Below are 14484 nucleotides of genomic sequence, written 5' to 3'. Positions count from 1 at the left end.
TTCCTTACGAAAGTGATGCGCTTTTTGTAAAAAGCTTCGCCAGGTCGCGAGAACTTTGGGCCCAGGTCAAATAAGCCATGCCTTCGGACGAAGGCGCCTGCCCCCTGCTTTCAAGTTCCAGCCAGGCGTTGATTTCAACGGCCAGATCCTGCCCGGTCTCACTGGAGAAATAATAGGCGTGATCTCCCGCGACTTCCCGAAACACGGGGATATCCCGGGCAATGATGGAAATCCCGTGTTGAGCCGCCTCGATCAGCGGAAGGCCGAAGCCCTCTCCGTATGAGCCGGCGATCAAGCACGACGATGCGGCGTAAAGCGCTTCCAGATATTCGTCGCTGATACCCTCCAGCCAGAACAGGCGCCGGCCGAGTTCTGGATGCCTCTTCAGCCGCGGGACCAGATCCCCTACCAACCAGCCTTGCTTGCCCACCAGGACAAGGTTGACCTGCCGATTTTCCTGCCACAGCCGTTCGAATGCATCCAGGATCTGCGCATGCCCCTTGCGAGGCTCCAGCGTCCCGACCATCAGGAAGGACGGTGATTTCTTCAGCGTCGCCAGCAAGTTCCCGGCATCGGCGGGAAGCCCCGTCGATGCGACGGAATTTTGAATATCCGCACCCAGGTGGAACCAGTCGATCGCGAAGCGGGCTGCGCGCTCCGGCGCATGTTGCGCCATCCATCGAGCCAGATCGCCCGCGACGGCCTCCGAAATGCAGAACGCACCGTCGCTCTCCGCGACGACGTCCAGCCACTTGGCGAAATTCTCGGCAACGCCGGGACCGAAATATTGGGGCAGGAAAATACACAGCAGGTCGTACACGACAAACTTGACCTGCACGCCCTGGTGCCGGAGCTTCTGGTAGAACGCCCGCTGCGCAGGCACGAGCTCTGGCGCGAGGTCCAGGCCGAGAAAGATGTCGCCGGGCCCGTAATCGACAGGCGCATCATGCAGCCACGCGTCTTCGAAACCCATCAGCTCGGCGGTGAATCGGCGGGCATAAGTATACGACTGCGCCGCCGTCGCATAAACCGGCTCCACCCTGAACCCGGCGGGGGGATGCTCCAGCCATTCCTTGACAAGACTCCTCACCACCCGCTGGATGCCACTTTTCGCATCGTGTTGAGCGAGCTCGGAGATATCCACCAGCAGTTGCCGCTTCGCATTGCGCGGCACGACGTTCCGGGCCATGGCCGCCGCGGCCTGCTGCAACTGGTTGTCCTCGGCTGTGCCGGCCTCTGCGACGACTGCGCGCGCCAGTATCGCGGGATGCGCCAACCCTGCAACATGGAAGCGCTCGATTGCATCGCGATACGCTTGCGCACACAGATCCGGAGCGTGGCGGCTCACGATGAGCTCCCGCGCGGTACGACCCAGTTTCGTCCGCAACTCGGTATCGGTGCGCAAGGTTTCCAGCGCCTCGACGAGTTGCGGCTCGGTAAATGCGTCTGGCAGTTTCCATACGGCGGCGTCGTCAAGGTCGGCCATGCTGCCATTCGCGTTGACGATGACGGCCTTGCCGTAATTCATGCAATCCAGCACAGTGCCGGACGTTTCGCCTCTGGACAGGGTTCGCAACTGCACACCGACGTCGGCAGCCGCGAGATACTGGCGGAAAATCGAAATATCCGCCCAGCCCGTGATCCGCACGTTGGCGGTCGAACCGAGCTCGCGGATCAGGCGCGACACGTCCTGCCCGTATTGCCCCGGATTGTTCTCGCCGACAAACACCAGATGACAGGTCGCGTCCTTTGCCAGACACGATGCAGCCCATGCCTTCAGCAATTGCAGGTTCAGCTTCATCGGCCCCAGCAATCCGAACGCACAGACCAGATAGTCGCTTTCCGCAATACCGAGTGCGGCGCGCGCGCCAGCCCGGTCGAGGTCGACATCGTTGTCTCGCATGTGGGGAATTTCGACCCAGTCGCCAAGGTCGCCGCCATACCAGCGCATGGCCTGGCGCTTCGAATTCCCGGAGTGGACGATCAGGCCCAGGCTCTTCTGAATCACCTCCAGGCTGCACGGATACTTCCAGACGACATCCGCCGGATCCGCTTTTTGATGGCGCTCGGCCAGGCTGGCGTAGCCGTGGTCCTCATACAACGCCTGCGACAGGCCACCCGGCCGCCATCCCTGGCCGTCCATTTCCGCAACGATGCCCGACAGGAAAAAGTCATGCAGGACCACCACTCCGGGAATGACATCCAGAAGCGGAAACATGTAGCGATGGAAGGACGAATTGCCGAAGTGATAGACCACACGGTCATACAAGCCGGCATGGTCAAGGAACCACTGAGCAGACCTTACCATCACGCCATCGAACTGCGGATTCCCAGCGGTATCCGGATCGACGATGACATCGATATCGTAGAAATGCGCAAGCTCAGGCAGCAGTTCGGCACTGTAGTCCGCAATGCCGGTGCGAGCAGGCGGCAGCGGAGAAACATAGGCGAGCTTCGGGCGCCGCGACTCCTGTCGATGCGCGGGCTGCTTGCCCCGAACATGCCACTGCTCCATGGCTGCAATGGTGCGGCGTGCGCTTTCATCCCACGAGAAGCGGCGCGACTGCTCTTTCCCGTGCCGAATCAATGCTTCGCGGAACGGCGCATCGGTCAGACCGCGACGTATTGCGCCGGCAATCGCCGCGTCGGAATGCGGATCGAACAATGCATCATCCCAACCGATGACTTCCGGCAAGCTGGACGTGTTGGCGCCGATGACGGGCGCCCCGCAGCGCATCGCCTCCAATGCGGGCAAACCGAAACCCTCGTGCCACGACGGGAACACAAACAGCGTGCACAGGTTGTAGAAATACAGCAAATCCTCGTCCGGCACGAAGCCTGTCAGCACCACCTCACCCTGGCTCAGGCCATGCTGCTGTGCCAAGCGCTCGAGTTCCTGCCGATTCGCGGGCTGCACCGAGCACACGATCGCCAATTGGTGATCACGTCGTACCGCTTCAGGCAAAAGCGCATAGGCCCGAATCAGGCCTTCGACGTTCTTGCGGTGATCGATGCCGCCGGTGTACAGGACAAACGGTTTCGTCAGCCCGTATTGCTTGCGCAACGTCGCTTCCCGTTCCGGGGAAACGTCGATGGACTGGAATGCATCGTCTGCGTCGGTGCCGATGTTGATCGAGCAGTCTGCGGGCAGTCCCAGGTACTTGATGCCCTCTTGACGCGAGGACTCCGAAATACCCAGCCACAAATCAGCCCGGCGCAAATGGTCGACCTTCTCCAGATACCAGGACTTGATGACCGGATTGTTCAGGTACGGATCGGGGTTGATATACGGAATCAGGTCGTAAAGCGTGACCGCGACCGGAATATCGTGCTGCAGTCGATGGACGCTCGTGACCGCATCGTCGCCAAGCCCCTCGAACAAACTCGTGACATAGATGAAATCCGGCTTCAATGTACACAGGAACGACTCGAATCCCAGTTCCGCCGCATGCCGCCGCCAATCGTTCGATTTTTCAACGTGCGAAACAGGGGCTGCGGCGTGCCAGACCCGAATGTTCTCGAGCGGCAGCACATGTGAAAACGCCTCGCGAATGGGCTCAATGGTCTCGGGAAACAGGTCGCTCAGCGCCAGAAAGATCTCGTGCTCTCCGCGATTGCGCACCAGGCCTTTTGCAATCGCCTGGGTGTAACGGCCGATGCCTCGATTGCGCGAACCGGTGCTCTGCGCACCTTGCATATCGATGACGATCCGCATTACGCCCCCTCCTTCTTGCTGTAGCTCTTCGCTGCAAATGCCAATGCAGCATGAATTTGTTGCGCGCGCGGACTCAGACTCTCCGGCGGCACGTCGGGTCGTGCGGAATAGGGACGCACCGTCCCGGAAACAACGGGAATCAGCCGTTGCTTGAGACCGGGAAAACGGTTGAGCACGGAAACGGCGAACCGCCTGAACGAAGGGTGCTCGTCGCCGAATCGTGCAGTCTGCTGAATGACGCGCTTGAGTCCGGCCTTGAAAACCGTCTTCCCTTGCCCCTTCAGCACGAGCGCGACGATCCGAAGCGGGCGGGTGATTTTCCACGACGTGCTGTGATACATCGCATGCAGTTGCGCATTCGCCTGATGCATCATGGCCTCGGCCTGTTCGAGGCGTGCCTGCAATTCGAGTACCTGACGCTCGACATGCTGGCGCTCTCCGTCCACCAGTTGGTTTCGCTCCTCGACCAGTTGGTTTCGCTCCTCGACAAGTTGGCTGCGCTCGTCGACAAGCTGGCGTCGCTCGTCAGCCAGCCGGTTTCGCTCTTCGACGCGCTGATAGCGCTCCTCTGCGAACTTCAACTGCTCGGTCACCGTCTGCAGCCGGTCGACCAGCTCGCTCCACCGCTCTGCGGAAAGCCGCAGCGCCTCCTCCGCACGCTCCACCCTCGCGTCGACATGAGAAAGATTCGAGGCCAGCCGTGTTTCGTAGCGATCCGCAAGGACATCGATCGTCAGGCCGTAATCGGCATCGAATGCCGCGTCGAACGCGCCTTGCGTCGAACTGGCCGCCTTCTGCGCAACGATCGCGTAGTCGGGACTCACGCTACCGAGGATGTTCAGCAGGTGAACCTTCGTTTCCGCATCGTGCAATACCTCGGGCTCCTGAAGACGCACGACCTTGACGCGATCGAACCCGGCGTGTTCGGCAACGAACGAAAGGAGCATCGGAGGCACCGGCTTCTGGTGCGACGGATCGATGTAGAAGTTGCACGTCGCCACAGCGATGTTTTCCGGATTGGGCGTCTCGAGAATGAGCAGGCCACCGGGCTTCAACACGCGCAGCGCTTCGCTCACGAGCGTCTTCAATTGCTCGAAGCTCACGTGTTCGACGACGTGAAACGCCGAGATCAGCGCATGGCTGTCCGAGTCAAGCGTCGCGAGATGCTCGATCGCGTCGCCCTTCGATACCGGCAGATTTCGCTCACGGCACGCTTCGAGCATTTCGTCGTCGAGATCCACACCCGACGCGACAAAACCGGCTTCGATCATCAGTTCCAGCCACTCGCCGCGGCCGCACCCGACATCGAACGTCATCGCGCCGGGGTGCAACGCCGCCAGTGGCTGAAAGAACGCCGCGTACTTCGCCAGCCGGCTTTTGATCAGATCTCGCGACCCGCGATGCCGGTCCTCGAACGCACGATAAAAACTGTCCACTACGGCAAACTCCTCACCGTCGTCGGCAGCCACGCCACACCGACGAAATCATCCATCTTTATGTTCACGACATTGAACACCAGCGCGTGATCGCGCCACTGGTAGTTATTTGCAAGATGCGCATCGCCCGTATGCAGTGCAACGGCAACCGAATAGCTGCCCACGCCGATATTCGCCGTGAATTCGAAATGCAATTCCACCATCTGGCCTTCGGCAAGATCGACCAGCACCTGCTTCAGGTGATAGGTGTTCGTTCCGAACACCGTCTGCCCGAGCCTGTCCTTGATCATGTACCCGACGACCAATTCGGGAATCGCCTTGACGCATTTGACCTTGACGCGCAACGCGACTGGCTGCGCGACGCCGATGATCTCGACGGGCTGGCCTGACCGATCGAGCAGCGTAACCTCGTCGATCAGTGCCTCGCCGGTTCCAGAAACGGTCTGCACCGCGCCACTGTCCAGCTTTTCCTGCCTGACCTCACTGTTCTCACGATCGGCCAGCATCGCGTTGTAGTAGTCCATGACCGCTTCGGGCGGCCCCTCCATCTCCAGCCGCCCCGCATTCAGCAGGATCGCGCGGTCGCAGATTGCCTGAATCGCGGCTTTGTCGTGTGCAACGATCAACAGCGTCGTGCCCTGCTTGCCGAACTCGCGGATGCGGTCGAAGCTCTTGTGCTGAAAATACGCATCGCCGACCGACAGCGCTTCGTCGACAATCAGCACGTCGGGCCTGCGAGCCGTCGCGACGCTGAACGCAAGACGCATCTGCATACCGCTGGAGTACACGCGCACCGGCTGATCGATGTATTCGCCGATTTCGGCAAACGCTTCGATCTCCGGCATCATCGCGGTCAGTTCGTCGACGCTGTAGCCCAGCAACTGACCGGCCATCATCACGTTCTGGCGCCCGGTGAAGTCCGGATGAAACCCCATCCCGAGCTCCAGCAGTGCGGCGACGCGCCCGGTCATCGACACGCTGCCAACAGTCGGCTGCGTGGTCCCGACGATCATTTTCAGCAGCGTGCTCTTGCCCGCGCCGTTGATGCCGATGATGCCGATCGCCTCGCCGGCGCGCACCGAAAAATTCACGTCGCGCAGCACCCAGTGCAGCTTGTGATGCTCCTTGCGACGCGGGTCCATCCACTCGACGAGACGTGACCAGCGTGTCGGGTACTGCTTGTAGGCCTTGCCCAGATTGGTAACGGTAATGGTGCCCATCAGAGTTCATCCACCATTTCGCCCGCATGCTTGCGGAACAGGCCCAGGCCAAAAAGACACAGGACGATACCCAACACGGCCGGCAGCCAGAGCGCCTGCCAGTCCGGCCATACGCGCTGCACCAGTACGACCTGGAACGACTGGATCACCGGCGCCATCGGATTGAATCGCATCGCGGACTTCACGCTATCCGGCAAAATGTTGACCGAATAGACGATCGGCGTCAGCCAGAACCAGAAATTCAGCACGATTCCGAAGAACTGCCCGACATCACGGAAAAATACATTCAGCACGCCCAGCGTGACGCCAAGGCCGATCGCGAACAGCGTCATCACCAGCAGCACCGGAAAAATCGCGAGATACGAAATGCCGGGGAAATTCCCGGTGATCACCAGGAATGCAGTGAACAGCGCGAAGACGATCACGAAACTGACCAGCGCGTTGGCGACCACGATCACCGGCAGACACAGCCGCGGAAAGCTCAGCTTTTTCAGCAGGTTGGCGTTGTCGATGAAAGCAGTCTGCCCTCGGCTGACGACTTCCACGAACATGGCCCATGGCAGAACGCCGGCGCACAGGTGAACGCTGTACGCGAAGGTGCTGTCCACGCCTGGCAACCGGGCATGCATGACCCGCGAAAAAATCACCGTATAGACGACGATCATCGCAAGCGGATTGAGGACGGTCCATGCTGCGCCCAGCAGGGAATTACGGTACTTGGACTGAAATTCCCGCTTGACGCTTCCCAGAATGAAGCCGCGATAGGCCCACAGGGCTCTCAGCATGCCCAGCATCAAGCCCGCCCGTATACATCTTGGAAACGAACGATGTCGTCCTCTCCCAGATACTCGCCGCTCTGCACCTCGATCATCACCAGGTCCAGCACACCCGGATTCTCGAGGCGGTGCTTGTGCCCCGCAGGAATATAGGTGGACTCGTTGGTCCGGACGAAAATCTCCTGATCGCCGTTGACGACCTTGGCCATCCCGCTCACGACGATCCAGTGCTCGCTGCGATGGTGGTGCATCTGAAGGCTCAGGCTCGCACCCGGCTTGACTTCGATCCGCTTGATCTTGAACCGCGGCCCCTCTTCCAGCACCGTGTAGGTACCCCACGGGCGGCTCACGGTGCGGTGCAGCTTGTACGCGTCGTGATTACGTTTCTTCAGCCGGGCGACCACCTGCTTCACATCCTGCGCGCGGTCAGGATGGGCGACCAGCAATGCGTCCGGCGTATCGATGATCATCAGGTCGGCCACGCCGACCGACGCCACGACGCGATCCTGCGTCTGCACGTACATGTTGCGGCTGTCGACGAAGATCGCATCGCCGACGGCCCGGTTGCTGTCCTGGTCAGGCTCGACCAGGTCGCGCACCGCGCCCCACGAGCCGATGTCGCTCCAACCGAAGCTGGCGGGCACCACCGCCACGTTCGACGAGCGCTCCATCACTGCATAGTCGATCGAGATGTCGGGCATCTTCTCGAACGATTCGGCGGGAATCTCGAGCATTTGCGTCGACGTCTTGTTGGCTTCCTGCAGCGCCGCCCAGCATGCTTCGGCGGCCGCGGCGACGTCCGGGGCATGGCGGGCCATCTCGTCCAGAATGACGCCGGCCTTGAAACAGAACATGCCCGAGTTCCACAGATAGTTGCCCGCTGCCAGGTACTCCGCCGCCTTCGCCGCATCCGGCTTCTCGACGAAGCGCAGCGCCGCTCGGCCGGCTCCGACAGGCTCGCCTGCCTCGATATAGCCGAAGCCGGTATCCGGGCTCGTCGGCACGATGCCGAACGTCACCAGCCGGCCCTGCTTCGCCAGTTCGGCTGCGCTCGCGACAGCGGCCACGAAACCCTTCTGGTCCTGCACCAGGTGATCGGCCGCGAGCACCAGCATCAGTGCGTCGCGCCCGTATTTTTCAGCGACATGATGCGCAGCCATTGCCACGGCGGGCGCCGTGTTGCGACCGGCCGGCTCGAGCATGAACACGCCGGGCCGCTGTTCGCCGAGCGCCGCGCTCACGAACTCGTCCTTGCTCATGAAGTAGTAGTCGCGGTTGGTGACCGTCAGCAATTCTCCGCCCTGGGCGTCGTCACCGCCGCCGACCGCCGCGGCAGCGCGACGGTAGGTTTTCAGCAGCAGACTCTCGCCATCGGCGAGCTTCATGAACGGTTTGGGATGCCCTTCGCGAGAGACGGGCCAAAGTCGCGTACCGGCACCACCGGACAGGATGACGGGGATTAACATCACATTCACTCCACATTTAGTATTCGCTGGCGAAGCCAACACCTTCGCCACTTGCATCCATACACCGGCCGGCATGGTTGCCAGCCGGTCATGCGAGACCCGGCCGGAACGGAATTATAGCCGGCACCACTCCCACCGAAAACGGCGGTTGACCCGGGACGGCCGCCAGACAAGGCCCGAACGCGCACGCAGCGCGACCGTCGTGCCCCTGCTCGGTCCTGATCGGCAGCCAAACCACCGGGTCACGTACCCGAGCGTTACCAATCGGTCACTTAAAACTCGCCGAAAGCACCAGAACGGTCGCTGCGTCAAGCCTGGCAACGCCCTCCGGGCCGAGAGCCGGCCTCCGCGACCGCCATCCGGGCTTCGCCCGCCAGACGGTCAGCCCGCTCCAGGACAGGATCATTCGGCTAGACACAGCGCCAGCGCATCGCGCCAGTCAGGCATCCGCAGTCCGAACGTCGCGCCCAGCTTGTCCATTGCCAGTCTCGAATTCGCAGGCCGTTTTGCCGGCGTCGGATAGTCGCTCGACGCAATAGGCACGATTTTCGGTGCATGCGATGCCATGGCGACCGCGAAGATGGCTTCGGCGAAACCGCACCACGACGTCGCGCCGGCCGAAGTCAAGTGATAGACGCCGGAGCGGCGCGCCCACCAGTCGGTCCCGGTCGATGCCATGCCCTGCGCGACGATGTGCGACGTGGCGGCGGCGATCGTCTTCGACCACGTCGGTGCACCGACCTGGTCCGCGACAATCCGCAGCTCGGGGCGCTCGGCACCCAGCTTCAGCATCGTCAGCAGGAAGTTCCTGCCGCGCCGGCCGTACACCCAGCTCGTTCGCAGAATCAGATGCGCACACCCGGTCGCCGCAATCGCCCGTTCGCCGTCACGCTTGGTCGCGCCATAAACGTTGGCGGGATTCGTCGCATCGGTTTCCGTATACGCCTCGGTGTTCGTACCGTCGAACACGTAGTCGGTCGAATAGTGAATGAGCGCGCCGCCGCTGCGCGCCATCTCCTCCGCGAATACACGCGGCAGGTCGGCATTCAGGCGGCGTGCAGCATCGACGTCGGTCTCTGCCTGATCCACCGCGGTATACGCGGCAGGGTTGACGATCAGGGACGGCTTCACGTCCCGCACGAACGTGCGCACGCGCTCGAGATCGGACAGATCGAGTGTCGACCTGTCACACGGCACCACACGCCCGAGCCCCTGCAGCGTCCGCAACAGCTCGAAGCCAACCTGCCCGTTCACACCCGTCACGAGGATCGTCGGTGAGGCGTTCATGTCGCCTTTACGCATAGACGTCGGATTCGCTCAAACGCTTGCCGGCCGCGTCCTTCGATGCCAGGACCGGCTCGCCGTCGATCGGCCACGCGATTCCAATCTCCGGGTCGTTCCAGATGATGCTGCGCTCGTGCTCGGGAAACCAGTAATCGGTGGTCTTGTAAAGGAATTGCGCGGCCGCCGACAACACGACGAAACCGTGCGCGAAACCGGGCGGCACCCAAAGCTGACGATGGTTGTTCGCCGACAGAACCATGCCGACCCACTTCCCGAAATTCGGCGAGCTGCGGCGAATGTCCACCGCCACATCGAATACCTCGCCTTCGATCACGCGCACGAGCTTGCCCTGCGCATGTTCGATCTGGTAATGCAGCCCGCGCAGCACGCCCTTCGTCGATCGCGAATGGTTGTCCTGGACGAATTCGACGTCGGCCCCGACGCCTTGCGCGAACTCGCGCCCGTTGAAGCTTTCGTAGAAATAACCGCGCGTGTCGCCGAAGACCTTCGGCTCGATGAGCTTGACTTCGGGCAGTGCCGTTGCCGTTACGTGGATTGCCATGCGACCTGGTGGGTGAGTAGGTTCCGGAGATACTGTCCGTAGGCGTTCTTCGCGAGCGGCTGTGCCAGCTTCAGCACCTGCTCCGCGTCGATCCAGTTGCGGCGGTACGCGATCTCCTCGGGACACGCGACCACGAGCCCTTGACGCTTCTGCAGCGTCGCGATGAACGTCGCCGCCTCGATCAGCGAATCGTGCGTGCCTGTATCGAGCCACGCATAGCCGCGCCCCATGATCTCGACATTCAATGCACCGTCCGCGAGATACCGTGAATTGACGTCGGTGATTTCCAGTTCGCCGCGCGCCGACGGCTTGATGTCTGCCGCGATGTCGCACACGCGGTTGTCATAGAAGTACAGCCCGGTAACCGCATACTGCGAACGCGGCTGCGCGGGCTTCTCCTCGATCGACAGCGCGCGGAAGTTCCGATCGAACTCCACCACGCCGTAACGCTCGGGGTCGTGCACGTGATAGGCGAACACGGTCGCGCCTGCATCGCGCTCGTTCGCGCGCTCGAGCTGCTTCGCGAGATCGTGCCCGTAGAAAATGTTGTCGCCGAGAATGAGCGCCGAAGGATCGTTGCCGACAAAGGTCCGGCCGATGACGAACGCCTGCGCAAGTCCGTCCGGCGACGGCTGCGTCGCATACGCGATATTCATCCCCCACTGGCTGCCATCACCGAGCATCGACTCGAAGCGCGGCGTGTCCTGCGGTGTCGAGATGATCAGCACGTCCCGAATGCCCGCGATCATCAGCGTCGACAGCGGGTAGTAGATCATCGGCTTGTCGTACACCGGCAGCAACTGCTTCGATACCGCGTGTGTAATCGGATACAGCCGTGTGCCTGAACCGCCGGCGAGAATGATGCCCTTGCGTGCCATCGCCACTCCTGTCAAACGCGCTCTGCGTAGTTGGTCTCGACCCACTTGCGGTATTCGCCCGAAGCCACCTCGTCAGACCACGCCTGGTTTTCGAGATACCAGGCGACGGTCTTCGCGAGGCCGGTCGCGAACGTCTCGGCCGGCTTCCAGCCCAGCTCACGCTCCAGCTTGCGCGCGTCGATCGCATAACGGCGATCGTGCCCCGGACGATCCTTCACGTACGTGATCTGGTCGCGATATGAGCCTTGCGCCATGGGCCGCGCGTTGTCGAGCAGATCACACAGCGTATGCACGACGTCGAGGTTCGTCATTTCGTTCCAGCCGCCGACGTTGTAGGTCTCGCCGGGCGTGCCGCGCGCGAGCACTTCGCGAATCGCGCTGCAGTGATCGCCGACGTACAACCAGTCGCGCACGTTCTGGCCATCGCCGTAGACGGGCAACGGCTTCCCGGCGAGTGCATTCGCGATCATCAGCGGAATGAGCTTTTCGGGGAACTGATACGGACCATAGTTGTTCGAGCAATTCGTCGTGAGCGTCGGCAGGCCGTACGTATGATGATAGGCACGCACCAGGTGATCGGAGCCCGCTTTCGTCGCCGAGTACGGGCTGTTGGGCGCATAGGGTGTCGTTTCGGAGAACTGCGGGTCGGTGGCGGACAGCGAACCGAACACTTCGTCGGTCGACACGTGCAGGAAACGGAAGGCTGCTCGTTCCGCATCGGGCAACGCGCTCCAGTAGTGACGCGCGGCCTCGAGCAGTGTAAACGTACCGACCACGTTGGTCTGAACGAACTCGGCCGGACCATGAATGGATCGATCGACATGGCTTTCCGCCGCGAAATGCAGAATCGCGCGCGGCCGATGCGCGGCAAGCAGCGCGTCGAGCGCCGCACGGTCGCAAATGTCGACGCGGGCAAATACGTGCTTCGAGCTTCCGTTCAGCGATTGAAGCGTACGAAGGTTGCCTGCGTAGGTCAGTTTATCGACATTGAGTACGGCCTCGTCGGATTGACGCAGCCAGTCGATTACGAAATTGGCACCGATAAAACCCGCGCCGCCCGTCACCAGGATCATGAGGCCCCCTCTAGTCATACATGGCGGGCCTCAAGCCCGAGCCGCCACGAATTCTGAACGCGGCAACGTCACCGTGCGCGCCCCTAAGGCGGGCATTCTAACTGCTGACCGTAACCGTCAAAGTCATGAAATGCTAATTTTGTTGCGAAGCGGTCGATTATAAGAAGCGACACGGCCCAAAGGCCACGTCGCTAACAACTTGATACAGTGTGCCAGACCCGCAAAATCTTAAGATTTTCCATTCAAATCAATACGTTAAAATCCCACAAACACGCCCGGGCCACATTCCGGCAACCATCCCTTTTTCCGTCTCGCGCCAAGATTTGTAACAACTTGCCTCTCATGACCCACACCCCCATCGCCATCGGCGACATCCAAGGCTGTCATTCCGCTTTCCAGTCTTTGCTCGAAAAGCTTTCAGCCCCCGCCGACACGCCGCTGTGGATCGCCGGCGACGTCGTCAACCGCGGCCCGGACTCCCTCGCCTCGCTGCGCGCACTCGTCGACCTCGGCCCGCGCGCGACCGTCGTGCTCGGCAATCACGACCTGCACCTGCTCGCGGTCTCCGCCGGCCTGCGCACCGAGCGCCCGGGAGACACCATCGGCGAGATCCTCGACGCGCCCGACGCCGACGCGCTGCTCGACTGGGTCCGCCATCGCCCGTTCGTGCATGCGGAGAACGGGATGCTGCTCGTGCACGCAGGCGTGCTGCCGCAGTGGGATGACACGCTCGTGCTCGAGCTCGCCGACGAGCTCCAGCGCGCGCTGCGCGCGCCCGACTGGCGCGACACGCTGCAGAAGCTGTACGGCAACGAGCCGAACCAATGGAGTCCGAACCTGAAAAAACGCGACCGGATGCGCGTCGCGTTCAACGCGTTCACGCGCGTGCGCTTCTGCACGCCCGACGGTGCGATGGAATTCAAGGCGAACGGCGGTCCCGACAGCGCGCCGCCCGGCTACCTGCCGTGGTTCGACGTACCGGGGCGCCGCACGGAGGACGTGACGGTCGTGTTCGGCCACTGGGCCGCACTCGGCCTGATGGTGCGCGAGAACGTCGTCGCGCTCGATTCGGGGTGTGTATGGGGTAACCAGCTGTCGGCCGTGCGGCTGACGGCCGATCCGGCGCAGCGCACGGTCACGCAGGTGCAGTGCGAAGCGTGCCGCGCGCCGGGCGGAGAGTGATTACGGACTGATTCGCGGGACCGGGAAGCGAGTCAACCCTCGCGCCCCGGCACCGGTGCGTCGGCCGCCTCATGCCCTGCCGCGCCGGCGCCAACCTCGGTCGCAGGATAGGCATGTTTGGCCAATTCCGCGAGCGACTCGGCCGTCGGTTTGCCGACGTTCGCCTGCAGCTTCACGAGCGCAGCCCCGATCGCATCGCGCGCCGCCGCGGACGTCGCCCGTCGGTCGCCGCCCGGCGCGATCGGTTCACACACGTAAAGGTGCGCGACGAGCGGGCCGCCGCGCAACACCATGTCGAGCGACGTGCCCAGCGCCAGCTCGCCTGTGTAGGCCGGCGCGACCGACTGCCGCCCGTGCGCGTCCTCGTACATCAGGCAGATCGGCTGCACCGCGCAGCCGGCCGATACCGCGGCCTGGAACAGGTTCGCGTGGAATGGCAGCAGTTCCTGCCCGTCGGTCGTCGTCCCTTCCGGAAACACGCACATCAGCCCGCCGTTGCGCAGGCGCTCGGCCATCTCGTGCATGACACGCATCGCCTCGGTACGCTTCTCGCGCTGCAGGAACACGGTGTCGAGCTTCTCGGCGAGCCAGCCGACCACCGGCCACTGCCGCACCTCGGCCTTCGACACGAACGGCGTCGGCCGCCACGCGTTGACCGTGTAGATGTCGAGCCACGACACGTGATTGCCGACCACGAGCGCGCTCGCGTCGAGCCGTGCGCTGTCGTTATGGACGACGAGGCGCATCCCGCAGATCCGCAGCAGCTTGAGCGACCAGCGGCGTATCAGCTCGGCGCGGCGCGCGGGCGTGACGTGCGAAAAACGCAGCGCGACGATCGCCATGCCGCGCAACAGGTGAAAGACGAGACGCAGCTTGCGAATGGCAATCATGG

11 protein-coding genes are annotated in these 14484 nt (G+C 62.4%); 1 reads left to right on the top strand and 10 read right to left on the bottom strand.

Features of this window, described 5'->3' with window-relative positions; translation table 11 throughout:
- Positions 1-4: 4 nt before the first annotated feature.
- The 9 genes from CFB39_RS04385 to rfbB all read right to left on the bottom strand — a co-directional run bounded on the left by CFB39_RS04385 (position 5) and on the right by rfbB (position 12410).
- Complete coding sequence (locus CFB39_RS04385; protein WP_089472270.1) at positions 5-3715, bottom strand: glycosyltransferase; 3711 nt, start codon at positions 3713-3715, stop codon at positions 5-7.
- Positions 3715-5184, bottom strand: a complete 1470-nt coding sequence (locus CFB39_RS04380; RefSeq protein WP_256991355.1) for a bifunctional 2-polyprenyl-6-hydroxyphenol methylase/3-demethylubiquinol 3-O-methyltransferase UbiG — start codon at positions 5182-5184, stop codon at positions 3715-3717. Before CFB39_RS04380 ends, CFB39_RS04385 begins: the two co-directional genes overlap by 1 nt.
- Positions 5151-6371: an ABC transporter ATP-binding protein gene (locus tag CFB39_RS04375; RefSeq protein ID WP_089472268.1), complete on the bottom strand. Its 1221-nt coding sequence runs from the start codon at positions 6369-6371 to the stop codon at positions 5151-5153. The genes CFB39_RS04380 and CFB39_RS04375 overlap by 34 nt, the downstream gene beginning before the upstream one ends.
- A complete protein-coding gene (locus CFB39_RS04370; protein WP_089424667.1) occupies positions 6371-7165 on the bottom strand; it encodes an ABC transporter permease in 795 nt (264 codons plus the stop codon). Before CFB39_RS04370 ends, CFB39_RS04375 begins: the two co-directional genes overlap by 1 nt.
- Positions 7165-8613: a mannose-1-phosphate guanylyltransferase/mannose-6-phosphate isomerase gene (locus CFB39_RS04365; RefSeq protein WP_089424666.1), complete on the bottom strand. Its 1449-nt coding sequence runs from the start codon at positions 8611-8613 to the stop codon at positions 7165-7167. Before CFB39_RS04365 ends, CFB39_RS04370 begins: the two co-directional genes overlap by 1 nt.
- 402 nt (positions 8614-9015) lie before the next feature.
- A complete protein-coding gene (rfbD, locus tag CFB39_RS04360; protein ID WP_256991354.1) occupies positions 9016-9900 on the bottom strand; it encodes a dTDP-4-dehydrorhamnose reductase in 885 nt (294 codons plus the stop codon).
- A gap of 7 nt (positions 9901-9907) precedes the next feature.
- Positions 9908-10459, bottom strand: coding sequence for a dTDP-4-dehydrorhamnose 3,5-epimerase (gene rfbC / locus CFB39_RS04355; protein WP_089472266.1), 552 nt, complete (start codon positions 10457-10459; stop codon positions 9908-9910).
- Positions 10444-11337 carry a glucose-1-phosphate thymidylyltransferase RfbA gene (gene rfbA, locus CFB39_RS04350; RefSeq protein WP_089424663.1) on the bottom strand — a complete coding sequence of 298 codons (894 nt, stop codon included), beginning with the start codon at positions 11335-11337 and terminating at the stop codon, positions 10444-10446. Before rfbA ends, rfbC begins: the two co-directional genes overlap by 16 nt.
- Before the next feature lie 11 nt (positions 11338-11348).
- A complete protein-coding gene (gene rfbB / locus CFB39_RS04345) occupies positions 11349-12410 on the bottom strand; it encodes a dTDP-glucose 4,6-dehydratase (RefSeq protein ID WP_089424662.1) in 1062 nt (353 codons plus the stop codon).
- A 342-nt stretch (positions 12411-12752) separates the two neighbouring features.
- Between rfbB and CFB39_RS04340 the strand changes: the two genes are divergently transcribed.
- Positions 12753-13592, top strand: a complete 840-nt coding sequence (locus CFB39_RS04340) for a symmetrical bis(5'-nucleosyl)-tetraphosphatase (RefSeq protein WP_089472265.1) — start codon at positions 12753-12755, stop codon at positions 13590-13592.
- A 32-nt stretch (positions 13593-13624) separates the two neighbouring features.
- On the opposite strand, the gene CFB39_RS04335 is transcribed toward CFB39_RS04340, so the two are convergent.
- On the bottom strand, positions 13625-14482 hold the full coding sequence (locus CFB39_RS04335; protein WP_089472264.1) for a 1-acyl-sn-glycerol-3-phosphate acyltransferase: 858 nt from the start codon (positions 14480-14482) through the stop codon (positions 13625-13627).
- Positions 14483-14484 lie beyond the last annotated feature (2 nt).

This window comes from Burkholderia sp. AU6039 (assembly GCF_002223365.1).
In the GTDB taxonomy this organism is placed as follows: domain Bacteria; phylum Pseudomonadota; class Gammaproteobacteria; order Burkholderiales; family Burkholderiaceae; genus Burkholderia.
Note: the sequence above shows the minus strand (reverse complement) of the source record. Positions and strands in the feature narration are given on the sequence as shown.

Excerpts from the sequence above, each read along its gene's own strand:
- CFB39_RS04385 (WP_089472270.1), bottom strand. The coding sequence starts at position 3,715 with ATGCGGATCGTCATCGATATGCAAGGTGCGCAGAGCACCGGTTCGCGC.
- CFB39_RS04375 (WP_089472268.1), bottom strand. The coding sequence starts at position 6,371 with ATGGGCACCATTACCGTTACCAATCTGGGCAAGGCCTACAAGCAGTAC.
- CFB39_RS04370 (WP_089424667.1), bottom strand. The coding sequence starts at position 7,165 with ATGCTGGGCATGCTGAGAGCCCTGTGGGCCTATCGCGGCTTCATTCTG.
- CFB39_RS04365 (WP_089424666.1), bottom strand. The coding sequence starts at position 8,613 with ATGTTAATCCCCGTCATCCTGTCCGGTGGTGCCGGTACGCGACTTTGG.
- rfbD (WP_256991354.1), bottom strand. The coding sequence starts at position 9,900 with ATGAACGCCTCACCGACGATCCTCGTGACGGGTGTGAACGGGCAGGTT.
- rfbC (WP_089472266.1), bottom strand. The coding sequence starts at position 10,459 with ATGGCAATCCACGTAACGGCAACGGCACTGCCCGAAGTCAAGCTCATC.
- rfbA (WP_089424663.1), bottom strand. The coding sequence starts at position 11,337 with ATGGCACGCAAGGGCATCATTCTCGCCGGCGGTTCAGGCACACGGCTG.
- rfbB (WP_089424662.1), bottom strand. The coding sequence starts at position 12,410 with ATGATCCTGGTGACGGGCGGCGCGGGTTTTATCGGTGCCAATTTCGTA.
- CFB39_RS04340 (WP_089472265.1), top strand. The coding sequence starts at position 12,753 with ATGACCCACACCCCCATCGCCATCGGCGACATCCAAGGCTGTCATTCC.
- CFB39_RS04335 (WP_089472264.1), bottom strand. The coding sequence starts at position 14,482 with ATGATTGCCATTCGCAAGCTGCGTCTCGTCTTTCACCTGTTGCGCGGC.